21 protein-coding genes and 2 pseudogenes are annotated in these 22,555 nt (G+C 45.2%); 5 read left to right on the forward strand and 18 right to left on the reverse strand.

Annotation, left to right across the window (positions count from 1 at the left end; genetic code table 11):
- Positions 1–72: 72 nt before the first annotated feature.
- Entirely contained in the window at positions 73–948 is an 876-nt protein-coding gene (gene aguB, locus ABNN70_RS15390; RefSeq protein ID WP_353948302.1) for an N-carbamoylputrescine amidase, read from the reverse strand.
- A 5-nt stretch (positions 949–953) separates the two neighbouring features.
- On the reverse strand, positions 954–1,961 hold the full coding sequence (locus ABNN70_RS15395) for an agmatine deiminase family protein (protein WP_353948303.1): 1,008 nt from the start codon (positions 1,959–1,961) through the stop codon (positions 954–956).
- A gap of 131 nt (positions 1,962–2,092) precedes the next feature.
- Here ABNN70_RS15395 and ABNN70_RS15400 point away from each other — a divergent pair, with 131 nt between their 5' ends.
- The gene (locus ABNN70_RS15400; protein WP_129929429.1) at positions 2,093–2,698 is read left to right on the forward strand and encodes a DedA family protein; all 606 of its coding nucleotides are present in this window, start codon (positions 2,093–2,095) and stop codon (positions 2,696–2,698) included.
- Positions 2,699–2,707: 9 nt separating this feature from the next.
- Here the strand turns inward: ABNN70_RS15400 and ABNN70_RS15405 are convergent, their stop codons facing one another.
- Positions 2,708–3,187 (reverse strand): hypothetical protein, encoded by a 480-nt coding sequence (locus tag ABNN70_RS15405; protein WP_353948304.1) that lies wholly within the window; start codon positions 3,185–3,187, stop codon positions 2,708–2,710.
- Positions 3,188–3,249: 62 nt separating this feature from the next.
- Positions 3,250–3,669 carry a DNA-deoxyinosine glycosylase gene (locus tag ABNN70_RS15410; protein WP_353948305.1) on the reverse strand — a complete coding sequence of 140 codons (420 nt, stop codon included), beginning with the start codon at positions 3,667–3,669 and terminating at the stop codon, positions 3,250–3,252.
- A gap of 182 nt (positions 3,670–3,851) precedes the next feature.
- Between ABNN70_RS15410 and ABNN70_RS15415 the strand changes: the two genes are divergently transcribed.
- Entirely contained in the window at positions 3,852–4,787 is a 936-nt protein-coding gene (locus ABNN70_RS15415; RefSeq protein ID WP_353949457.1) for a VanW family protein, read from the forward strand.
- 68 nt (positions 4,788–4,855) lie between these two features.
- On the opposite strand, the pseudogene ABNN70_RS15420 reads toward ABNN70_RS15415, so the two are convergent.
- The 3 genes and pseudogenes from ABNN70_RS15420 to ABNN70_RS15430 form a co-directional block, all read right to left on the reverse strand.
- Positions 4,856–5,095, reverse strand: a pseudogene (locus tag ABNN70_RS15420) (PH domain-containing protein); the annotation flags it as partial.
- A 12-nt stretch (positions 5,096–5,107) separates the two neighbouring features.
- A complete protein-coding gene (locus ABNN70_RS15425; RefSeq protein WP_353948306.1) occupies positions 5,108–5,296 on the reverse strand; it encodes a hypothetical protein in 189 nt (62 codons plus the stop codon).
- 165 nt (positions 5,297–5,461) lie between these two features.
- Positions 5,462–6,751 (reverse strand): hemolysin family protein, encoded by a 1,290-nt coding sequence (locus ABNN70_RS15430; protein ID WP_353949458.1) that lies wholly within the window; start codon positions 6,749–6,751, stop codon positions 5,462–5,464.
- 391 nt (positions 6,752–7,142) lie between these two features.
- Between ABNN70_RS15430 and ABNN70_RS15435 the strand changes: the two genes are divergently transcribed.
- Together ABNN70_RS15435 and ABNN70_RS15440 are read left to right on the forward strand one after the other, a co-directional pair.
- Positions 7,143–8,267 (forward strand): AMP-binding protein, encoded by a 1,125-nt coding sequence (locus ABNN70_RS15435; RefSeq protein ID WP_353948307.1) that lies wholly within the window; start codon positions 7,143–7,145, stop codon positions 8,265–8,267.
- A complete protein-coding gene (locus ABNN70_RS15440) occupies positions 8,258–8,794 on the forward strand; it encodes a hypothetical protein (protein WP_353948308.1) in 537 nt (178 codons plus the stop codon). Before ABNN70_RS15435 ends, ABNN70_RS15440 begins: the two co-directional genes overlap by 10 nt.
- Positions 8,795–8,987: 193 nt before the next feature.
- Here the strand turns inward: ABNN70_RS15440 and ABNN70_RS15445 are convergent, their stop codons facing one another.
- The 8 genes and pseudogenes from ABNN70_RS15445 to ABNN70_RS15480 all read right to left on the reverse strand — a co-directional run bounded on the left by ABNN70_RS15445 (position 8,988) and on the right by ABNN70_RS15480 (position 17,986).
- Positions 8,988–10,364 carry a hemolysin family protein gene (locus ABNN70_RS15445; RefSeq protein ID WP_353948309.1) on the reverse strand — a complete coding sequence of 459 codons (1,377 nt, stop codon included), beginning with the start codon at positions 10,362–10,364 and terminating at the stop codon, positions 8,988–8,990.
- Positions 10,365–10,560: 196 nt separating this feature from the next.
- The gene (locus ABNN70_RS15450; RefSeq protein WP_353948310.1) at positions 10,561–11,004 is read right to left on the reverse strand and encodes a VOC family protein; all 444 of its coding nucleotides are present in this window, start codon (positions 11,002–11,004) and stop codon (positions 10,561–10,563) included.
- A gap of 16 nt (positions 11,005–11,020) precedes the next feature.
- Positions 11,021–11,578 (reverse strand): biotin transporter BioY, encoded by a 558-nt coding sequence (locus tag ABNN70_RS15455; protein ID WP_353948311.1) that lies wholly within the window; start codon positions 11,576–11,578, stop codon positions 11,021–11,023.
- 879 nt (positions 11,579–12,457) lie between these two features.
- Positions 12,458–13,099: an HAD-IA family hydrolase gene (locus tag ABNN70_RS15460; RefSeq protein WP_129929437.1), complete on the reverse strand. Its 642-nt coding sequence runs from the start codon at positions 13,097–13,099 to the stop codon at positions 12,458–12,460.
- A 367-nt stretch (positions 13,100–13,466) separates the two neighbouring features.
- Entirely contained in the window at positions 13,467–13,919 is a 453-nt protein-coding gene (locus ABNN70_RS15465) for a very short patch repair endonuclease (RefSeq protein WP_353948312.1), read from the reverse strand.
- Between the two features lie 4 nt (positions 13,920–13,923).
- Complete coding sequence (locus ABNN70_RS15470; protein ID WP_353948313.1) at positions 13,924–15,099, reverse strand: type II restriction endonuclease; 1,176 nt, start codon at positions 15,097–15,099, stop codon at positions 13,924–13,926.
- Positions 15,092–16,237, reverse strand: coding sequence for a DNA (cytosine-5-)-methyltransferase (gene dcm / locus ABNN70_RS15475; protein ID WP_129929439.1), 1,146 nt, complete (start codon positions 16,235–16,237; stop codon positions 15,092–15,094). The genes ABNN70_RS15470 and dcm overlap by 8 nt, the downstream gene beginning before the upstream one ends.
- A 547-nt stretch (positions 16,238–16,784) precedes the next feature.
- Positions 16,785–17,986: pseudogene (locus tag ABNN70_RS15480) on the reverse strand (acetyl-CoA C-acetyltransferase).
- A gap of 214 nt (positions 17,987–18,200) precedes the next feature.
- On the opposite strand from ABNN70_RS15480, the gene ABNN70_RS15485 reads away from it, so the two are divergent.
- Positions 18,201–19,376, forward strand: coding sequence for a hydroxymethylglutaryl-CoA synthase (locus ABNN70_RS15485; RefSeq protein WP_353948314.1), 1,176 nt, complete (start codon positions 18,201–18,203; stop codon positions 19,374–19,376).
- A 43-nt stretch (positions 19,377–19,419) separates the two neighbouring features.
- On the opposite strand, the gene ABNN70_RS15490 is transcribed toward ABNN70_RS15485, so the two are convergent.
- The 3 genes from ABNN70_RS15490 to ABNN70_RS15500 all read right to left on the reverse strand — a co-directional run bounded on the left by ABNN70_RS15490 (position 19,420) and on the right by ABNN70_RS15500 (position 21,600).
- Positions 19,420–20,718, reverse strand: a complete 1,299-nt coding sequence (locus tag ABNN70_RS15490; protein ID WP_353948315.1) for a hydroxymethylglutaryl-CoA reductase, degradative — start codon at positions 20,716–20,718, stop codon at positions 19,420–19,422.
- Between the two features lie 325 nt (positions 20,719–21,043).
- Positions 21,044–21,442 (reverse strand): type II toxin-antitoxin system death-on-curing family toxin, encoded by a 399-nt coding sequence (locus tag ABNN70_RS15495; protein WP_353948316.1) that lies wholly within the window; start codon positions 21,440–21,442, stop codon positions 21,044–21,046.
- 2 nt (positions 21,443–21,444) lie between these two features.
- Positions 21,445–21,600: a hypothetical protein gene (locus ABNN70_RS15500; protein ID WP_353948317.1), complete on the reverse strand. Its 156-nt coding sequence runs from the start codon at positions 21,598–21,600 to the stop codon at positions 21,445–21,447.
- Positions 21,601–22,555 lie beyond the last annotated feature (955 nt).

The following is a 22,555-nucleotide window of genomic DNA, read 5'->3' on the forward strand; positions in this document are numbered from 1 at the left end:
AAGATTAATCCGCCACCGGCTTTTCCTTCAAGATCTGCCATGACTTCAGCAAAAGGCGCAGGAGTCTCCCCATTATGGATTCTGTTTTCCATCAAAAGTTGTGAGCGCGCCATAAAGATCCGGACGCCGGTCGCGGAACAGCCCCCAGTCGAAGCGCTGCATTTGCAGCTGGTCGAGATCAAATTCTGCGACAAGGACGGTTTCGGTTTCCCGGTCCGCTTCAGCCAGTTTATTGCCGCGTGGACCGGCGATAAAGGAAGAGCCGTAAAACGAGATCGATGAGTTTTCCTCTTTCTCCGTGCCGATCCGGTTTGAGGCAATGACAGGAACCAGGTTTGCCGCCGCATGGCCGAGCATACACGCCTGCCAGTGGTCTTTCGAATCAATCGAAGGATCATAGGGTTCCGATCCAATCGCCGTCGGATAAAAAAGCAGTTCGGCACCCATCAGCGCCATACATCGGGCGGATTCAGGAAACCACTGATCCCAGCAGATACCGGCACCAATTTTTCCATAGCGCGTCTGCCAGACTCTGAAGCCGGTATCCCCCGGATTGAAATAAAATTTTTCTTCATAGCCGGGTCCGTCCGGAATATGACTCTTCCGATAAGTTCCCAGCACCTGGCCGTCGGCATCGATCATCGCCAGCGCGTTAAATAGCGCGTTATTCTTTTTTTCATAAAAGCTGAGCGGCAGAACGACTTCCAGCTCGCGGGCGATCCGGCGGAAATGATGGACTGCCCGACTTTCTTCAAGTGTCTCGGCCAGCCGGTAATATTCACTTTTTTCCTTCTGGCAGAAATAAGGCGTCTCAAAAAGTTCCTGTAAAAGGATGATCTGTGCACCCTTCGCTGCCGCCTGGCGTACCAGCTTTTCCGCCTTCAGCAGATTCTCTTCTCTATTCCAGGAGCAGCTCATCTGTGTAGCCGCTGCTTTCACCTTCCGCACATCACTCACCTCAATGGGTCGGCCGGCATCTGCTGCGTCGCGCAGTGCACATTGCCGCCTTCTGTAATGATCCCCATCCCGTCAATCGTCCGTATCCGCCGATCCGGGAAGACATGGCGCAGAACAGCTTCCGCCTTCCGGTCAGATGCAGCTGCCTCAGAGCCGAAAACCGGCAGGATGACGCCGCCGTTCACCAGATAAAAGTTCAGATAGCTCAAAGTCAGCCGGTGGCCCTTATAGAATCGTTTCGGAGGCTGCGGGATCCGGATCACTTCAAGCTTTCTTCCCCGGGCATCGGTCGCCTCACTTAGCCTGGTCAAGTTCTCCCGGGTAATCTCGAAGTTCTCATCACCCGGATCATCGCACGTCTGAATCAGCACCTTACCAGGGGCAGCAAAACAGGCGATGTTGTCGATATGACCGTCCGTCTCGTCTCCGCTCAGGCCGCGTTTCAGCCAGATGATTTTCTCTGCATGAAGCCTGTGCTTCAGTTCCTCTTCTATCCCTCCCCTGTCCAGCTGTGGATTCCGGTTCGGATGGAGCAGGCACTGCTCAGTCGTCAGGAGCGTCCCCTCACCGTCTGTGTGGATCGATCCGCCTTCAAGCACGATCGAGGCATCGACTCGCCGGATATGGAGTCTGTCCAGCAGGACCCGGGCCAGCTGGTTATCATGATCCCACGGATGATATTTTTCGCCCCAGGCATTAAAACGCCAGTTTACCCCTGCCCGATGTCCGAAGTCATCAATCAGAAAAGTCGGCCCGTTGTCCCGTACCCATGAGTCATCGTGAGCGATCACGAGCCTGTCGATCCATTCCTCATCAAATTCCGCTTTCAGCTGTTCTGCCTGATCCGGGTTGACGATCACGGTGACGGGTTCAAATTCAGCAATTGCCCGGGCTAAAGCGGCATAACCACGGGCGATGCGCCGGTAATCTTCGGGATAGTGCATCGACCGGCGCACAGGCCAGGAAATAAACGTGCGTTCATGCGCCGCCCATTCGGCAGGCATCCTGAATCCCCTTTTTCCCTGATCCATAAATAACTCCACATCATTTCATTTAATCTGTTTTTTAATTATTATGTTATCATAAAATAAGCAGGACAGGCAGATTTTCTGCCAGGCGAAAGAGAGGGAAAGAGATGCAGGAATGGATCACCCATTTTATGGAACAGTTCGGCTATATCGGTATATTCCTGATGATTCTTCTGGAAAATATTTTCCCGCCGATTCCTTCAGAGATTGTTCTGACTTTCGGCGGCTTCATGACGACCCGGACGCAGATGAGTATCCCCGGGGTCATCCTTTACGCGACGGCAGGATCCCTGTCCGGTGCCTGCGTGCTTTACCTGGTCGGGCGCGTGCTGAACGTGGAACGGCTGGAGATGGTGATCAGCCGCTGGGGGCACCTCCTCAGGCTGAAAACCGGAGATGTCAGGCGGGCGGATGCCTGGTTTGACCGCTACGGTTACCGGGCCGTTTTCTTCTGCCGGATGGTGCCGCTGGTCCGCAGTCTGATCTCCATCCCGGCCGGCATGTCCGGTATGCGCTTCAGCCGTTTTCTGATTTATTCGGCGGCCGGAACACTGATCTGGAACGTTCTCCTCGTTTCAGCAGGTGCGCTGCTTGGCCGGTCGTGGGAAAAAGTCCTCGCCTTCATGGATGTGTATGCCATTGTGGCTTACGTGGTGATCGGTGCCGCCGTCCTTTTCTTTATTGTCCGCTTTATTATCAGAAGACGGCGGTAAGCATGCAGCTCAGCCCGCATTCATTATCCGTTTATGCAGAGGCAGAAGCCATCCGAAAACCACGACATACCCCAGTACAGAGTAAAACAGATTCCAGTTCCTTTGCCGAAAATAGCCTGTGGCCATTGCTCCGCCCTCGATCAGGAGCGACAGCAGAATAAAGAGGATCAGCATCAGCCATTTATTCGATGGCGTCCTGTAATTCAGAAAGATGATTGCAAGAAAAGAGGGAATCAGTGTGACTCCAAACAGGTCACCCAGACCAATCACATGGTCCCATCCAAGAATATAACCATGGAAGAATACCCCCACGATCATATCAATCACCCACGTCATTGTACCGACGATACCAAACGTGAAATAGATATACCGCCAGTTCATCTCACGTTTCCTCATGAACAGAACAATAAGAACGAGCAGAATGGCAACAGCGATCGGGTACCAGATCCCATCAGAACGCAGGTCAAGTCGATCTGTAATGGATTCCATATAAACCTCCTGAGATAAGTCTCAGATTTAATATGGTGATCTTTTCGGTTAATATGCAGTAATCAGCAAAAATCACGGATCACCGACCACTCCCGCAGCTTCTCTTCAAACGATTTCGGCCGCCGGGTCGGTGTCGGACTGGTTGAGGGCAGCTGAACATAACGGATCCCGGTGAGGATCAGTAACTCCAGCCCAAAGTGTTTTTTAAAGACCTGGATGGACTTACTTCCATTAAATGCGACCAGCCGGATTTGCCGGTACTTTTTCAGAAGCTGCGGAATGGCATTAGGTTCCGCATCCCGGATCGCTGAATCAAGGCTCCCCGTCCGGGTACACTGGCGGATCGAATCCCAGAGCCCGATCCGGTTTTTCGTCAGAAAATCACACTTCTCCTGATAATTTTCAAATGTTCCCTTATGTTGGAACAAAGCGGTCATTACGCGCCAGAACTGATTACGGGGGCAGGCATAATACTGCTGCATCGCAAGAGGCCTGGCCCGGGCATCGACCCCAGAATGAGGACGCGTGCATCTGGCGCGATCACCGGATCCATGGAATAATGGCGATGTTCTGTATCCTTCATAAAAATGTCCCTCCTGTTTTTCATTGATCCTGAGTAAAGCGGTAAAAGTTGCTCATAATAAAGCCGGAGGTGCGACGGATGCTGATCAAAATACTATTTTCCTTTTTCCTGCTTACTGGAGCTGCTGTTCCTTCAGATCATCTGGTGATCACCCTTCACGGCAAACCGGCCGCTACGGTCACACGCGCGGAAGTCACCCGTGTCTTTCCCGGCCCGCCGTTCATCGATCCTGAGCAAGTCGATCAGTTTATCAGTAAACTTAACCGGACGATCTATCAGGCTCCACAAAATGCCACTCTTGATCAACATGGCGGGATTGCTGCAGAAAAACCGGGAGTCCGGCTTGATCAAAGGGCCTTTAGAGACCGTTTTTACCGTTATTTATTCAGCCGCGGCCCGGCCACTGTTGAAGCTCCGCTTTCCCCCGTTTATCCCAAAGTCGACAGCGAACTGCTTTCGGAGATACGCGTGCGTCCGATCGGCAGTTATGTGACATTTTTCAATGCCGGAAATAAAAGCCGTTCGAACAATATTATGCTCGCCACCGAGGCGATTAACAACACGGTGGTTTTCCCAAACGAAACGTTCTCATTCAACCAGACCGTCGGCAGGCGAACAAAGGAAAAAGGCTACCTGCCCGCGCGGGTGATCGTCAGAGGAGAATATTCGGAAGGAATCGGCGGCGGGATCTGCCAGGTGTCCTCTACGCTGTTCAACGCTGTCGACCGTGCCGGACTGCGTATCACGAAGCGCTACTCACACAGCAGGCGTGTCGGTTATGTACCGCCCGGGCGTGATGCGACGGTCGACTGGTACGGCCCTGACTTCCGTTTCCGGAACACATACCATCAGCCCATTCTGATCCTGGCGCATAAATATGGCGGGAGCGTCTCCTTTTCCCTGTATTCCTCAGACACCATTCACATAAAGCCGAAAACAATCCCCGATCCATCGGCCAAAATGCCGGAAGAAGGGCATGCCGGTCATAAACAGAAGTTAAAGAAGAAAGCAGAGTAAGGAGTGCATAAAAAAAGGCCCTATAAGGGCCATCCTGAATGTGGCGTTTAACCGCTGTTTTAACAAGTTTATTCCTGAATTTGTATATCCGGGCATCGTTTTTTTAACTCGGTGATAAACCCGGTCTTATTCTCTGGCGAAATCTTAACACTTCCGAGTGTTGCAGATTTGTAAAATATTTCAAGGCCCTGTTTAGATGATAAGATTCGATAACCAGTGAATATATCCCCCGTTGAAGAAACTTTAGTTATTGTTTGGTATGGAATTTTACTACGAAAGGGCCCTCCTTTAACTAATAAAAAATCCTCATAAAAAACATACTAGATAAAAAAGGCTGTCCACACGATGATACCTGCTGAAACAATAAATAGAGCGAACATAATGGTTATAACAGCTGCCGATGCGTTCTTATCAATGAATACAGGCAGCAATGTGACAGCGCCTATATTTAAAATCGTTATGGAAATAATGGCAACAAAGAAGTTGTCTGCCTTTGAGCGAAAAATCATCGGAAATCACACCATTTTTAGCATACATACGGTTATTTATTAAAGGTTTCATTCTTAAATCCACTTACGAAAACAGCCCTGGCATAACAAAACCTCCTGTTACCTTTTTATTAAGCATAACGGAGGTGGCGAATTTTTTCATTATGACGTTGCCAGTCCGGCAAACTATGAAGCACTGACTTCGCTGAGCGTCTCATGAAACTCAATCCGGATCTTCTCCAGACGGTTTCCTCTGACTGATTCAACGGTAAATAACATATGGTCGTATGTGACTGCCGATTTGTGCCCTTTTTCCGGAATGTACCCCATCCGGCTCAGAACAAATCCTGCGAGCGTATCCACATTCGGTGCCTCAATATGCGTGCTGAAGAGTTCATTAAATGCATCTATTTCAAGGGTGCCGTCGGCTAACCAGGTGCGCTCATCAATCTGTCTGATCACTCCTTTAGCCTCATCGTGCTCATCTTCAATTTCTCCGACGATCTCCTCAATCAGATCCTCCAGTGTCACAAGGCCGGCAAAGCCGCCATATTCATCCAGCAGAACGGCAATATGCTGATGCGCCCGCTGCAGATCACGCAGTAAATCATCAATATTTCGCGTCTCGGGGACAAAATACGGTTCACGAAGGAGCGCGCGCAGATCCACATGATCAAAGCCTGCCTCGCCCGCCGCTTGAAAGTAGTCTTTCATGTTCAGAATCCCGATAATGTGATCATGATCAGATTCATAAACCGGGATGCGGGTATAATTCTCACGTAACAGGAGAGGCGCCAGTCTGTCGGGGGGCGTGTCGGCACTGAGCGTGAAGGCATCCGTTCTCGGCGTCATAATCTCACGGGCAATCTTGCTGTTCAGTTCAAACACGCCGCGAATCATATCCAGCTCAGCCGGTCTGATGGACCCGTCTTCCCGCCCGGACTCAGCCAGTATTTTCATCTCATCCCGGGCGTTCGTCTGCCCGCTGACTTTTACGGTTTCTGTACGTGTAATTTTTGCCAGCAGATTCGTCGAAAAAGAAAGGAAAAGCACAAAAGGCAGAGCCAGTTTACTGATGAGCAGAATGGGCGTGACAGAGATCCTGGCAATCTTTTCCGCATTCTGAAGCGCAATTCTTTTTGGGAAAAGTTCTCCGAATACCAGCGTCACATAGGACAGAAGAAGCGTAATCATAATAATCGCCAGTTCTTCGGCATAAGGGAAATTTCCCAGCAGGGAAGCGGTATGGTCCGCAAGTCCGGTTGCGGCGGACGCGCTGGAAAAAAGGCTGGCCAGCGTGATGCCCACCTGAATCGTCGCCAGAAACTTACCCGGATCCTGAAGCAATTTGTTCAGGAGTCTGGCTTTCCTGTCCCCGTTTGCCGCCTGATGTGCCATCCGCTTCTTATCCAGTGAGACAAGCGCGATCTCGGCAGCTGCGAAAAAGGCATTCACTAAAGTCAGAACCCCAATCATTCCGAGCTGAAAGAAAATCAAACTCCCGGGGTCATCTGCAGGAGCTTCCACTGATTTAATCTCTCCCTTTAATAAAGAAAATTTAGATAAAGCTGACAAATCATACCCTAATGCGATTATACACTATCCTATGTTCTTTATCCACGATTATTTGTCTAAAAAAGCGGTGAGAAATGAAACTTTCCGTGATGTACAGCGTACCTAGACTGAGTACTGAAAACGAATCATATGGACAATCTGACTTTCCCGTAAAACGGCAGGCAGATTTCATGTACGCAAAATAAAATTAACGGACTCGCTGGATTGACATTCAGGGACCATTTTTGTTCAGATCATTTTCATTCAGATGTAGCTCAAAATACATAAATGGCCAGGGGTAAAGGAGCAGAAAATGAAAACAAAACAGTTGAATAGAGCCACACGGTACACTGATTTTCGTGAAATGATCTATACAAGTGCAAGGAGGTTTGGCAGAAAGACTGCTTTTCAGATCAGAAAGTCAGACGGAAGTTACAAGTTTGTGAGTTATGCTCAGTTTAAAGAAGACTTTCGTGCTCTGGGCACCCATTTTCTCGATCTTGGTCTTTCCGGCAGTCGGATCGCAGTCGTCGGAAAAAACAGCTATAGCTGGGTCCTGCATTATCTGTGCGCGGCAACAGTCGGCGTAGCTGTCCCGATTGATCGTGAATTATCTGCTGAAGACATGTACACGTTCATTGCAAGTGCCGACTGCGCTGCAGTGTGTGCGGACAGTGAGATCCTTGACCAGCTAAGACCGCTGACCGGTCATAAGCGGCTGCTTTTATCCCTGCAGGATGCCCTGCCTGCCATGGCAACACAGGATGAACGCATAGACACCCTTCCTGTTGCATCAGACAAAATGAGTGTGCTGATCTTTACTTCAGGAACGGCTGGAAAACCAAAAGGGGTTTGCCTTTCTCAAAAAAACATCTGTACCAACATCTATTCGACCTCGCAGATTGTAAAAGTGACATCCCGCGACAAGACGCTTTCTATCCTGCCCCTTTGTCATACGTACGAATGCACGCTGAACTGCCTGCTTATTCTGTCTCGCGGTGCCTGCATTGCTTACGCGGACAGTCTGCATGCCATACGGCGTAACATTCTTGAATACAGGCCAACCCTTCTCGTTGTCGTCCCCGAACTCCTTCAGATTCTTGATAAACGAATTCAGACGGTTGTAGCCGGTAAATGTCCGAAAAAGTATCAGGATACATTCAGGACGAATTCACTTGCGACAGCATTCCGGACGCTGCCGTTCGCTGTAAGGATGATCATCCGCCGAAAAGTGAAGCAGGCGCTTGGTGGTAAACTTCGTACCTTCATTGTCGGCGGAGCTGATCTTTCCCCGGCTGTAATTGAGGATTTTCAGGCGCTCGGTATTCGCTCATTGCAGGGATACGGTCTCACTGAATGTGCTCCTCTTCTGGCAGGAAACAACGATTTTTACTTCAATGCCCGCTCAGCCGGTGTGGCTGTTCCGGTGTGGAACTGAAAATAGACAGCCCTGATGCAGAAGGTGTGGGTGAAATTCTTGCCAAAGGCGATAATATCATGCTTGGTTATTATAACGATCCGGTTGCAACCGCCCACACCTTCAAAAACGGCTATTTCCGGACAGGTGATCTGGGATCGATTGATAAAGATGGGGCGTTATACATCAGAGGGCGCATGAAGAATGTCATCGTAACAGCCAACGGCAAGAACATTTATCCGGAAGAATTAGAAGCACGGCTGCTTGAAAAGGAACCGATCAGTGAAGCGCTTGTTCTGAGTGGAAATGATCGCAGGGGGAGCGCCTGCGTGAAGGCGAAGATATTCCCAAATTTAGACTATGTGACCCGAATCATGGGGCATCTGCCTGCAAAGGAAGAAATACAGGCGCTTGTCAAATCGATTATTGATGAAGTGAACAACAAAATGCCGGATTATAAACACATTCGTATGTATGAAATTATTGAAAAAGAGTTTGAAAAAACAACGACAAGAAAAATCAGACGATGTGGTCTGAATCTCGTCTGAGTAATACGTCCAGGCTTGCTTCTTCATGAAGAAAAACCGGCCGGCAAGTGGCAGACCGGCAGAGGCTTATTTTTTCTGATCCTTTTATCCACACAAATTTTACAAAAGGGAATTTTTCAGCGCTATGCCCGCCGCAGGCGCCCGAAAAGTTCTCTTTTTCTATAGGTCAGGGCCGATCGGATCAATCTACTGATTATGACAACTTTTTCGGTTTTTCCGGCTTCAGCTTACTGGCATGGATTTTTTTAATCTGATGGGCATCCATCTCAACGACTTCAAACGTGACATCCTTGTACCGAAGAACGGTCCCTTTCCTGACATCAGGTTTTTCATCAAAAATCCAGCCGCCAATCGTATCCAGTTCTTCTTCCTCAATATCCAGATGGAACTGGCGATTCACTTCGGAAATCAGCGCTTTACCGCTGATCATAGCCTGATTTTCATCAATCACCTGAATCGCCGGCTCTTCACCTTCATCGAATTCATCATGGATTTCTCCAACGATCTCTTCGACAATATCCTCGACGGTGACAAGTCCCGAGGTCCCTCCGTACTCATCGATCAGTATCGCCATGTGAATGCTTTCCTTCTGCATTTTTTCCAGAAGCATGCGGACCGGGGTCGTCTCAAGCACCGTCAGAATTGGGCGGATGTATTCATCAAGGGTATGTATCTCTTTCTTCAGATAATCAGTAAAAATGTCTTTAATATTGATCATGCCAACAACATGATCCTTATCACCGGCTACGACCGGAAAACGGGTATATTTTTCATCGCGCAATGTCTTCAGGCTTTCTTCAGGCGGATCTTCTTTATAAATGCAGATGATTTCAGTCCGCGGGACCATAATTTCCCGCGCCATCCGTTCGTCAAAATCAAAAATTCGGTCCATATAGCGCAGTTCACCCTGGCTGATCTCCCCGCTTCGGAAGCTGTTGGAAATCGTCATTCTGAGTTCTCCCTCAGTCAATGCCTGATCATGATCCGCATTCGGCTGCATTCCGAAAAGACGGATCACTCCGTTTGATAAGGTATTCAGCAGCCAGACGAATGGAAACAGCAGGCGATGTGTCCAGATCAGAGGATACGTAATAGCCAGTGTTATTTGTTCCGCTTTCTGAATGGCGATGCCCTTTGGTGCCAGTTCACCAAGAACAACACTGAGCATCGTTACAATAAAAAAACCGATCAGTGTAGAAAGGGTTACAGATAAAGCACCACTCACCCCAAGCCAGTGAAACAGAGGATGGAACAAACGAGCTACCGCAGGCTCCCCGATCCACCCGAGTACCAGAGCAGTCACGGAAATCCCGAGTTGCGTCGTCGACAGATAACCATTCAGATCTTTCACTATCGTCTTTGCTGCTCTGGCGCGTTTACTTCCCTCCTTGATCAGCTCGTCAAGACGCGTCGTGCGAATCTTAACGATCGCAAATTCGGCTGCAACAAAAAAAGCGGTTAAAAAAATCAATAAAATCACAATCAAGAGTCCGGTCATATTCCCCAAGTCTTCCCGCACACCGCTTCCGATGTGCGGTGTCACCTCCGTATCCAGTGCTATCTTAATCATACAGAAATTTATTAGAAAAAGTAAGCGCTGATTTTCATAAGCTGTTCTGTCATTATCTTGCTTATCCAGAGTGAAAATTATAAGCATATCACGAGTTGTACCAGCTGGCCCCAGCAATTATCCTCTTACGCCGCAGCAGGCCGAAGATAAAATTAAAGGAAACCCATATATTCTGATGGGTTTCCTCGCTATGTTATTAAAGTAACTTTTCCCATTCACTCAAATACATTTTTTCTGATCGGTTCATTTCTTTTGGGAGTCTCGTAATAAACTCCAAATGATTCCCATCGGGGTCATCAAAATAAATCATTGCGTGGGCCTGGTCGGGGATCACGACAGGTTCTCTTGTTCCAATACCAAATGCATCCCTTACTTTAATTTCTCGTTCTCTTAGCCAGGACGTAGCTTTTTTAATATCTTCTATATCAACATAAAATGCGATATGTCTTAGTGAAACATGATAAGGAAGTTCTGATTCTTTCCCCTCCCATAAACCAATCCAGCTTTTTCCTTCTTCAATCCAAAAAAATGCGACTTTATTATATCTCTTGTATAGTTTTAGACCTAATTTTTGGTAGAAATCAATGGATTGCTCCAGGTTACTTACAGGCAAGTGTGCTTCATATAGACCTTTTATCATCTGAACACTCCTTATATTACATCGCTCCGGTGCGATGCAGAATGGTCAGTCTCTGTCTTAACTGGCTGGCAACAACTGCAGCAATCGCTGCCTTAACCAGATCGAGAAGAAAGAGCGGGATGTTTCCACCGATAGCCGTGAACATCGGCGTATTCGTGAAGAAGGCGAACCAGGGAACACCGATCAGATAAATAATCGCAATGCCTGCAAAAATAGCCAGGTAATACCAGATCAGTTTCAACCTGCCTGCCAGCTGAATATGGTCCGTGAACAGCCCGATAAGCAGGGCGGCGATGGGCCAGGCCAGGACATAACCACCGGTCGGCCCGAGCAAAACGCCCATACCCCCGTGAAACCCGGAAAGTACAGGCAGTCCGGCAGCTACCAGCCCGAGAAAAACAAGCATGGCTGCGAACCCCTTTCTTGCGCCGAGAATACTTCCGACAAGCATCACACCCAGCATCTGGAAGGTGAAGGGAACGGGGATAAAAGGAATAACAAGTGACGGAATGGCTCCGAAGGCAATCATCACCGCAACGAACAGCGAAATCAGTGTGATGGATTTAGTTTTCAAGAAAAATCCTCCTTTTTTGTTAACTAAAAATAATAATAGGTTTACATTATGTAAGTGTCAACCTTTTTATTTATTAAGTTAACAATAAGAGAAATTAAAGACAGGGACAAGGGAATCCTTCCTGTCCATACATCAGCTGATTTCTCTTTCTTCTGATAGAAAGGAAGGGGGATGTGGTGCGGAGGTTCTCGTGGCAAGATGATCTTTACAATCAAAGTGGTTTCCCAGGAAGGACGCAGTGATTGTAAAAATTGATGGATCTTCCTGGGTTCCGCATTTTTTCAGCCGGTCTGGAGATTTTTTCAGCCAACCTGCGATTTTTTCAGCCGACCTGTGGTTTTTTCAGCCAACCTGTGATTTTTTCAGCCGACCTGTGATTTTTTCAGCCGACCTGTGATTTTTTCAGCCGACCTGTGATTTTTTCAGCCAATCTGAAATTTTTTCAGCCAACCTGCGATTTTTTCAGCCGACCTGTGGTTTTATCAGCCGTTCTGTGGTTTTTTCAGCCGTTCTGTGGTTTTTTCAGCCAACCTGTGGTTTTTTCAGCCAACCTGGGATTTTTTCAGCCAACCTGGGATTTTTTCAGCCAACCTGGGATTTTTTCAGCCAACCTGTGATTTTTTCAGCCAATCCAAAATTATATCAGCCGGTCTGAGATCTTATCAGCCGATCCAAAATTTTTTCAGCCAACCTGTGATTTTTTCAGCCGACCTGTGATTTTTTCAGCCAACCTGCGATTTTTTCAGCCGAAGCACCGGCTTCAATTCATGACGCAGTACGACTGCTCTCTGCCTGGTATCACCTGGCCTTAGTAAAAGGGCTGGTTGTCCAGAGAAGAACTTTTTGTATGCATCAGAAAAAGGGCTGCTAAAATCAGAGTCACACTTTTGCCCTGGCAGTCTCAGCTATTCTCAATATGTCCTCCGGTTTTCTGGCAACATAATCCGGATGCGCGCTGCGCACTTCATCATAATGATCAAAGCCCCATGACACCCAGATCACTTTGATACCGCTTTTCCTGCTCGCCCTGATGTCCCGCTTTTCATCCCCAATGTACATTGCCTGATCGGTGTTTAAGTGGTTCTTTTTTAAGTAGCGGCGAATCAGCCGGCCCTTACCGGATAATTCACCGGAACAGCTGATTGATGAAAAACCTTCAAGATGATGGTCTGCCAGAAAACGAGTAATATTTTTTCCCTGATTGGAAGACACGATAGCCAGGCTGAATCCTGAGTCTTTTAACTGATGAAGCATCTCCGGAATGCCGCGAAAGGGTTCCAGCTTTTGCACAGACTGCGTATAGCCCTTCAAAAACGCAGAAATGAGCATTGGCACCTTATGAATTGGAATACCCAGATTCGTGCAGCACTGCCTGATTGAGAGCGACTTGTAATAATCGAAATCAGCCGGATCCAGCATTTTGAAATGGTACCTGCCTGCAATCCGATTATACAGATCGATCAACATCGCTTTAGAATCAGCCAGTGTCCCGTCGAAGTCGAAGATCAGACTTTTAATCATTAACGATTTGCCCTCTTTTAATATGCTCTGTCTGTTTTTACCAGAAATGGAGACCCGTGAACTCTGGACTTCCGTCTCATAGTAGATTAATTATATCATGAGAAAAGCGTATAATTTGAGTTGTATGAGCTTTTAGAGAGGTGATCAGATAGAAAAAACTTGGTGTTGTAAAGCAGAGCTTTCCTGTCTGAATCGTACTTTTATCTCTCTTCCGACGGGGTAAGCTGGACTTTCTCCTTCCAGAATTTTTTCCCTGAAAATTCCGTGTGATTTGGAACGGACATACATGTTTCATATTCAATCATAGTCGCGTCACGCTATTCATCCCGTCTTTAGTTAATACACATACCCTTTCAAGATCGGATGGTTATATCTCAAGATAATTCTGCTTCCCTGAAGTGATAAATTTTATTATTTGCTTCAGCTTCATTTCTCTGACAGAATCGTTACTGGTCATTTTCTTCACTGTGCATTCCCAGATAATCAGGCACCTGATTCCCTGTTCCATTAATTTTTCAGTTACTTCCCGGTCCCGTGACTGATTCTTCTCAAATTTTCTTTTCCAGAATGAAACATTCGATTTAGGCACATACGCATATTTACAGCCCTTGTGCCTGTGCCAGAAGCAGCCATTGACAAAAACTGCTGTTCTGTATTTTGTAAAATACAGATCTGGTTTGCCAATAATCTCAGAAAAATTAACCCTGTACCTCATGTGATGTCGAAACAATAAGGAACGAATATACATTTCCGGTTTTGTTTTTCTGCTTTTGATTCTGGCCATGTTTCGGCTTCGCTCTTCAGGAGATTTAATGTCCATTCAGTCAGACGCTTTCCTTCTCTTTTACATAGTCAATAAATTTTTTCAAGGTCCAGATAGAATCCTGTTTTTCTTTCGGAAAAGTTTTTATGTAAAGCTTTGGAACAACAAGAATGACTCCTGCTTTTTCCATTTCATCCAACTGTCTGACAGAAATTCCCTGCTGCAGGGTAAACAGATGTTTCACATTGATTCGATCTGCTTCATTAAGAATCTGTCTCCAGCGATCTTTACATGTTGTTTTCGCACCAAGAAATATTAAATGATCTGCCGGAAAAGAATGATCATGATACGAACCGGCATCCGGAAAAAGAAAGTCGGGCTTTTTGTGTCCTTCTGTCACAGGTTGAGGGACATATCTGAGTGAATTTCCATCAAATATGGCAGATAAATGGTGCTCAAGTGATTTCCCGGCTCTGCTTTTTCTCCTGTTCAAGACAACATTTGCAATTTTTATAAACTCTTCAACTGAATCAAAGCCTTTTGAAATTCTTGATCCATACCGATATGTTTCAAGCATACGAAAAAGGCGATATTCCATATCTACCCATCCGATTATTTCCTTATCCGGATTCGTGCGGATATTTTCTTTATGGTTAAATATCTCATTGTAGATGGACCTGGCTGCCTCCGACATCTCCGCGGATGAAGGAAAATCGACATTCAGGCCCTCAATATAGGCCATTATTGACAGTTCTTCCGGACTTATTGTATGTCCTAGTTCTAAATCTTCTTTCTGAATGATGCCTCCTGTATCAGCAGGAGACATACCAAATTCATTCAGGAAACTGTTGATTTCATCTTCGGTTTGTAACATGTATGCGAGATAATTCTCAGGATCCCGTTTTACGAGTACAAAAAGGTCGCCTGTGTGTTCCGGATCAAGACCAGGAATACCACGTGTGATTCGATATTCATTTCTTGTTCCCTTACCGTAATAAATAAACCTGCTGCTTGTTTCAAATGAATTTTGCCAGCGGATATGAACATATTTGTCTTTATTTTCCCCTTTTACTCCCTCTTCATCGAAAAGAATTGGAAAGGCGTGTTTCTGTACATAGATTCCGGACTGATGAGCACCGGTATCCCCGGTATCATTTGCCGACAGGAATTTACAGAAAGCCATTTTACCGCTGTATGCAGCCCTTATTGCCTCTGCTGAAAAATCTGAATCAACCAATGGTAATCTCCCTTTCCAGTTCCTTCTTTTTCAGTTCTTCCAGTTTCCCGACAATTTTTCCGGCAACAGCAGAGACCAGAGGGACAGCTACAGAATTACCAAACTGCTTATATGCCTGAGTGTCGGATACCGTGATTTGGAAACTGTTACTGAAGCCCTGCAGTCGGGCACATTCTCTCGGTGTTAATCTTCTGGGATTTTTCCCGGGCTGGGGAATCAGTATTTCAGAACCGTCTTTATAATATCTGGCACTCAGCGTCCTTGTGATGCCCTCTGTGTCTGCAAGTCCATATCCGAAACCATTTCCCTTTTCTCTGTGTTTCTCAGCATATTTTTGAAGATAAGTCCATAGTTTATCAGATAAAGTATACTTTTCATCAACATGATTTTCCAGAATGTCTCTCAGTAGAGGTCTGTGATCGGGATATTTAATATTAAAATCAAATTTCAGGTCATCCCCAAACCTTTTGCGATCAAAACCGGCAATAAAGACTCTCTCTCTGTGCTGAGGAACAAAATGCTGTGCATCCAGAACTGCTGTAAAAACCTGATAATCCAGTTCATCAAGTGATTCCATTATCACTTTCCATGTCCTCCCATGGTCATGACTTCTCAGATTTTTCACGTTCTCCAGAAGAAATGCACGAGGCCTTTTCTCGTTCAGAATTCTGACAACATCAAAGAACAGCGTCCCCTGCGTTTTATCAAGAAAACCGGTAGCCCGCCCCAGACTGTTTTTCTTCGAGACGCCCGCTATTGAAAACGGCTGGCAGGGAAAACCAGCAACCAGAATATCATGATTGGGTATATCCTTCTCATAAACTTTTCTGATATCACCGTGAGGCATAACTCCAAAATTATCAAAATAGGTCTTTTTGCAATACTTATCCCATTCACAGGAAAAAACGCATTTCCCACCGTTTGCTTCAAAGGCCAGTCGCATGCCTCCTATTCCTGCAAACAGATCAATAAAAGTAAATCTGCCCCGTGTATGATCATTTTCTCTGTGTTTATCATCAAATAACTGAACTAGTGCATCCATTACAGAATCCTGTTTTGATTTACCTGATACAGCAGAATATTCTTTAAGTGCATCATAAATAGAATCATCCAGACGTATATGCAATTGTTTTGGCATATGGCTCACCTGCTGGGAATTATTTAATACCATTTTTATCCCATTATAGCTTCATTGCTCCTGTAAATCAATATTTTTAACGAACAAACGTTTGATCATTATTTTAAAAGCAGGTAGCATAATCGGAATGTGTCTGCATCCTGTCACTCCCTGCTTATTGGATGTAAGTCAATATATTTAACGCAAAAAAGTTTAGTGGACTGAGAATTTGTTGCGTCATTTTAGTTTGAAATCCAGAAAGCCAACAGAGCTGTCGATGGGGTCCGCCGGAATGAGCGAAAAACCTGCGCTGAGCTTAAAAATTCACGCTATATTTGGCTTAAAACGAACAGAACCTATCCAAAAAACCAAAGAACGAGAGGAAGATCTATGAAACAAGATTAAACATGTTGTTTCGATTGCTGAAAGCGTGTGAGGTAGAATTTAAGATTTTTAAATCCTCCTTCCACTATGAAATGGAAGGAGGATTTTATCAATACGTAAACTGCCATTTACCCCATACCTCAAAGAAAAACGAAACGATTTTTGTGCCTCTCGTTTAAACTGATCAGGAATGACTTTGTAAATCATTTCCGCATTCAACAAGCAGAGAAATTCCAATCCCTCCGCCAACGCATAGCGAAGCAACACCGTAGCGATGTCCCCTTCTTTTCATTTCGTGCAGCAATGTCACGAGTATTCTCGCTCCCGAAGCGCCGATTGGATGGCCTAAAGCAATTGCTCCGCCATTTACATTGATTTTATCAACATCCAGGCCAAGTTCACGGATAACGGCCAGGCTTTGTGACGCAAAAGCTTCGTTCAGTTCAAACAGATCTATTTTATCTAATGGAATGCCTGTTTTTTTTACTAATTTTTTTAATGCATAATAGGGGGCAAATCCCATTAATGAAGGATCGGTGCCAATTTCAGTATACCCCTTGATGGCCGCAAAATATGGAATATTTCTTGCCTCTGCATCCGATTTTTTCATTAAAACAAGTGCACTCGCACAATCATTGATGCCTGACGCATTTCCAGCCGTAACCGTGCCATCTTTGATAAAAGCCGGCCTCAATTTTAACAGATCATCCAGTGACAAACCATCACGGATATGTTCATCCTCTTTAAACACAGTTTCCTGGCCCCTGCTATTTTTAATATGAACAGGGATGATTTCATCTTGAAATTTGCCGTTCTTCCTGGCTTTCGAAGCTTTTTCCTGTGATTTGAGAGCTAAACGGTCCTGTTCAAGACGCGAAATACCAAAGTGATTTGCAACATTTTCTGCTGTTATACCCATATGAATATTTCCAAAGGCATCTGTTAACCCGTCCTGGAGCATGCTGTCAATCAAGCTGATGTTTCCAAACTTTTTCCCCCAACGCTGAGAAGGCAAAAGATAGGGTGCCTGCGACATATTCTCGGTACCGCCTGCTACAACGCTATCTGCTTCCCCCAATTGAATCTGCTGGTATCCCAATATGACAGACTTTAATCCGGAACCGCACACTTCGTTTATTGTCATAGCCGGAGCTTCAAAAGGGATACCCGCTTTGACCGCAATTTGCCGGGCCGGGTTTTGGCCGAGACCTGACTGCAAAACGTTGCCAAATATCACTTGGTTGATTTCCCGGGAGTGAGATGTGCCCTCTGGATCGCTTCTTTCACTGTGATCGCGCCCAAATCTACGGCGGACACCTCTCTTAAACTGCCGCCAAAATCGCCAATTGGCGTCCTAACTGCACTCGTGATCACTACTTCTTCCATAATGAATATCCGCTCCTTATATAAATTGCCAAGGCATGGTTTTATGATTTAACTCTATCTATTCGTTTCCTGTTTTACTTCACTAATTATCGTATTAATCTTACACTGATCAATTAATTTAAATCAATGAATATCATTTGAATTAATAGTATGATAAAGTTGATATCTTTTTTCCTGTTGGGAAAAGAGAATAGAAGAAAAGGAGTGCCTTAACTTGGAAATTGGAATAGATAAAATGGGTTTTTATACACCACATATGTATGTGGATATGAATAAATTAGCAGTTGCCAGAAATGATGAACCTGAGAAATACACGATTGGGATCGGCCAGGAAAAAATGGCCGTTCCGCCGATTACCCAGGATGCTGTCACTTTGGCTGCAAATGCCGCAATGGAAATTTTAGATGAAGCGGATAAGGAAAAAATAGATTTAGTTATTTTTGCGACGGAATCAGGCGTCGACCACTCCAAAGCCGCCGCTATTTATGCCCATCATTTGCTGCGCCTGAATCCCAGAGCACGTGCTATTGAGGTAAAAGAAGCCTGCTACGGGGCAACTGCCGGAATTCAGTTGGCAAAAGGGCACATCAGCCTGCATCCGGACCGGAAAGTTTTAGTACTCGGCTCGGATATTTCAAGATACGGCCTCCATACACCGGGAGAAGTGACCCAGGGAGCCGGTGCTGTTGCGATTTTGATGAGTGCTAATCCTCGGGTGATGGTCCTTGGAAAGGAAAGTGCCTATCACACGGAAGACATCATGGATTTTTGGCGGCCGCTGTACTCTAAAACAGCTCTTGTGCAAGGAAAGTATTCTGTTGAAAAATATAACAGTTTTTTCAAAACGGTGTGGGAAGATTATAAGAAAAAAACAGGGCTTACATTAAAGGATTTTGCGGCCATTTGCTTCCATCTTCCTTATACAAAACAAGGTTTGAAAGCTTTAAGGTTAGTGATTGATGAGGGGACTGCGGCAGATAAAGAACGGCTCCTGGCCCATTTTGAAGTCAGCAAACAGTATAATAAAATTGTCGGAAACATTTATACAGGCGCGCTGTACTTAAGCCTGCTTTCTTTACTTGAATTAAATACCGATATTGAAGACGGAGCGCGGATCGGATTATACAGCTACGGTTCAGGGGCTGTCGGGGAGTTCTTTTCCGGGATTCTTCAGCCAAACTATCGCGAATATTTACACGTCCGCCATCATAGGAAGATGTTGTCAGAACGCAATGAGGTTAGTGTACAAGAATACGAAGACTTGTTTAATCAAGAACTGCCTGCTGATGGTTCTGACATTGATTTGCCCGTTGAAAATGATCCCGCGCCGGTTCTCCTTTCCGGAATAAAAGATCATATGCGTATGTATATCAATAAAGATCAATCATAACGAAAATCCCCAAGTGCTGATGCCTTGGGGATTTCTTGTCCAGTTAAAGCAATCCGGACCTAATCTCTTCCAGGATCGTTTTTGCCGCAGCCAGGTCCATATTTTTTCTTTGCTTCAGTTTGTCTGCGACGGCACGGATTTCTTCGCCTTTTGCACCTGCGCTCATAGCTAGAGACCTTGCGTGAAGCCGCATATGCCCCTTCTGGATTCCTTCCGTTACAAGTGCCCTTAGGGCGGAGAAATTTTGTGCAAGACCGACTGAAACAATGATTGACTCTAATTCTTTCGCATTTTGATAGCCAAGTATTCTCTTTGCCAATTGCGCACCGGGGTGGACTGCAATTGAACCGCCGACCGTCCCAACCGGTAAGGGGATTGTTAAATTGCCGATTAAATCACCGTTATCTGCCATGGTCCAGTTTGAGAGGGATCTGTATTGTCCCGAGCGGGCAGCATAGGCATGAACCCCGGCTTCAATCGCCCGCCAATCGTTTCCGGAAGCCATTACAACCGGGTCAATTCCATTCATGATTCCTTTATTATGGGTAACAGCCCTGTAAGGATCGGCAATTGCAAATTTGCAGGCTTCAATAATCCGATCCCTTACTTCCGCACCTGAATAAATGCCTCTTTCCAGCAGGGATACAGGAATCCGGCAGACGGCAGTCGCAAGGCATTTCGTTGTATAGTTGGAAATAATGCCCATCAATGCTCTTCCTTTTGTTAAATCCTCGACAACCGGTTTTACTGCTTCTACCATTGTGTCAATGATATTGGCACCCATCGCTTCCAATGTTTCAATATGGAGATGAATGACTAAAAATGGCGGCGTATTGGCCGTTTCATCTGCTTTAATCATCCTGACGATAAGATCCTTTGCTCCGCCTCCTCTTTTCACAATGGAGGGGTGTGATTCATTTGCTTGCTTCAGAATCTCTTCTTTATGGACATACAAAATTTTTTCCGCTTCAGCCATGTCCGGGACGTCTAACAAGGCAATCTGGCCGATCATTGTCCGATTTTGAATATCTGTCTGAAATCCGCCTGCCAGGGAAATTATTTTGGCTGCGGAACTTGCTGCTGCAATTACGGATGGCTCTTCAACAGCCATTGGAACGACGTAATCTTGACCGTCTATTAAAAACGGGAGGGCAACGCCAAGCGGCAGTTCATATGCAGCAATTTGATTTTCTATCATGTGATCCGCTGTTTCCTGAGGCAATAGTGATCCTTTTTTTAATCGTTCCGCATCTTTTTCCGGCAAAATTCGGGCGGAAACGAGTGCATTGATTCTTTCAACACGGTCTTTTAGATAAAGTTTTTTTAAAAAAGACTTTTCCATTGTCTGCTCCTTTAACGTTTTTTGATTTTACTATCTTTATTGTAAATGAAACGGCTTCATTAGAAAAAAGGGATTTTACGAGAGGACTAATTAAAACATATCCCCAACCAGGTTAGGAAAATATCAAATTTCTTGGTGAATGCATCTTTGATATGGCGAAAATAAAAACTTAAATTCACTGCATCCTCTCAAACAATAGAATGAAAGGCGAAAACCCCTTAGTGTAGGAAAAATTGGCTTTATTTATGTCGCATTTTGCATCGAGTATGTTTTTCGCATTTTGTTGATTTCTTTTGCATCTAAAAAGCACCCTGATTAGAGGGCGCTAAAAGATCTGCTTAACGTTGGCTTTTAAGAAGTTTGCTATATCGTTGATTGAAGTGATTTTTTTATTTGCTGTCAGCATTGTATATTCATACAATTCCATTGGATCTAACATTAACTCAAATCCATTAACATCCAACAACGTAATTGCACATAAGACACCTGTTCTTTTGTTGCCGTCACTAAAATATTGATTGTCAGTAAATGCTTTCAGATAATATGCAGCTTTATCAAATATAGTTGGGTATCTATCGACTCCATACACCGGATAATAAGGAACTTCCGCAACATATTCAATCAATCCTGGAGAAGTTTCTCCTTCAATACCACCATACATTTTTAAAGCATACCGATGAAAATTTCTTATGTCATTAGCAGTTATATGAATACATTCACTCATTATCAGTTTTTACTGAGCTTCTCCAGTGTTTTAGAATACTTCTTCGCCATTTTCTTGAAGGAAGTCATTACTTTTGCTTTTCTAATCTCTTCATTTTCTTTTTTATAAATAGCAGGCATTTTATCTTCCTCCTTCCGATGACCTGGTTTATCAAACATGCCAGCACCACCCGAATATAGAGTGGTAACAGTATATGTTGATCCTATAAATATTATACTTTAACAATCCCTGGTGAAGCAACATTATAACAGTTTTACGAATTTTCATTTTTTATATGTGAAAGTTCAAAAAAGTAAAAATAGCTGAAAGAAATGCGAAAACGGATGAAATACATTAGAAACCAGGCAAACCTGCGGATATCGGCTAAATCGGCTGATAAATGATGAAAATCGGCTCAAGATCGGAAAAAGGGCCAGAAGCGCAATAACGAAAGGGGCACCCCGGCAAAATAAGACTATTGTTCAGCCCCGCCGGCGGTGAGTTTTTTCAGCATTTTCCTTGTCTTGGCTTCGTTGTTTACGTCTGTGAGGCAGACGAGATAATCACCGGGTAAAATTCTCGTATCCCCTTTCGGAATCAATTCGCTTCCCTCCCGCTTTATCGCAATGAGCAGACAATTTTTCGGAATCGCTAACGCTTTTAAAAGCTTATTCTCGGCCGGCGCTCCGTATTGAACGACCAATTCGATGGTAATCTTTTTATCGCTGCCATCACTTTTGAGCGTGTTCTTTTTATCGGCAAGCTGGCTTTCCATCAAAGAATCATAAATTGGCTTGCTTTTTAACAAATCCGCCACGATATACGCGATTATGGAAACAACCGTGAGCGACAACATTTGCGTAAAAGAGCCGGACATTTCTACGAGTAAAATAACACCGGTGACTGGTGCCCGGACAATGGCCGTAAAAAAGCCGGCCATAGCAAGAACAACAAAATTGAAAAACAAATTTGCATCAAACCCCAAATAATGAACAGCGATATTCCCGAAAATGGCCCCGATAGTGGCGCCCATGATCAGGAGCGGGAAAAAGATGCCTCCCGGCGCTCCGGACCCGAAGCTAATCATCGAGAAAATAAATTTAACGATAAGAATGACAAATAAAAAGGAAATGG

Origin of the sequence: Sporolactobacillus sp. Y61 (genome assembly GCF_040529185.1) — a bacterium.
Taxonomy (GTDB): Bacteria; Bacillota; Bacilli; order Bacillales; family Sporolactobacillaceae; genus Sporolactobacillus.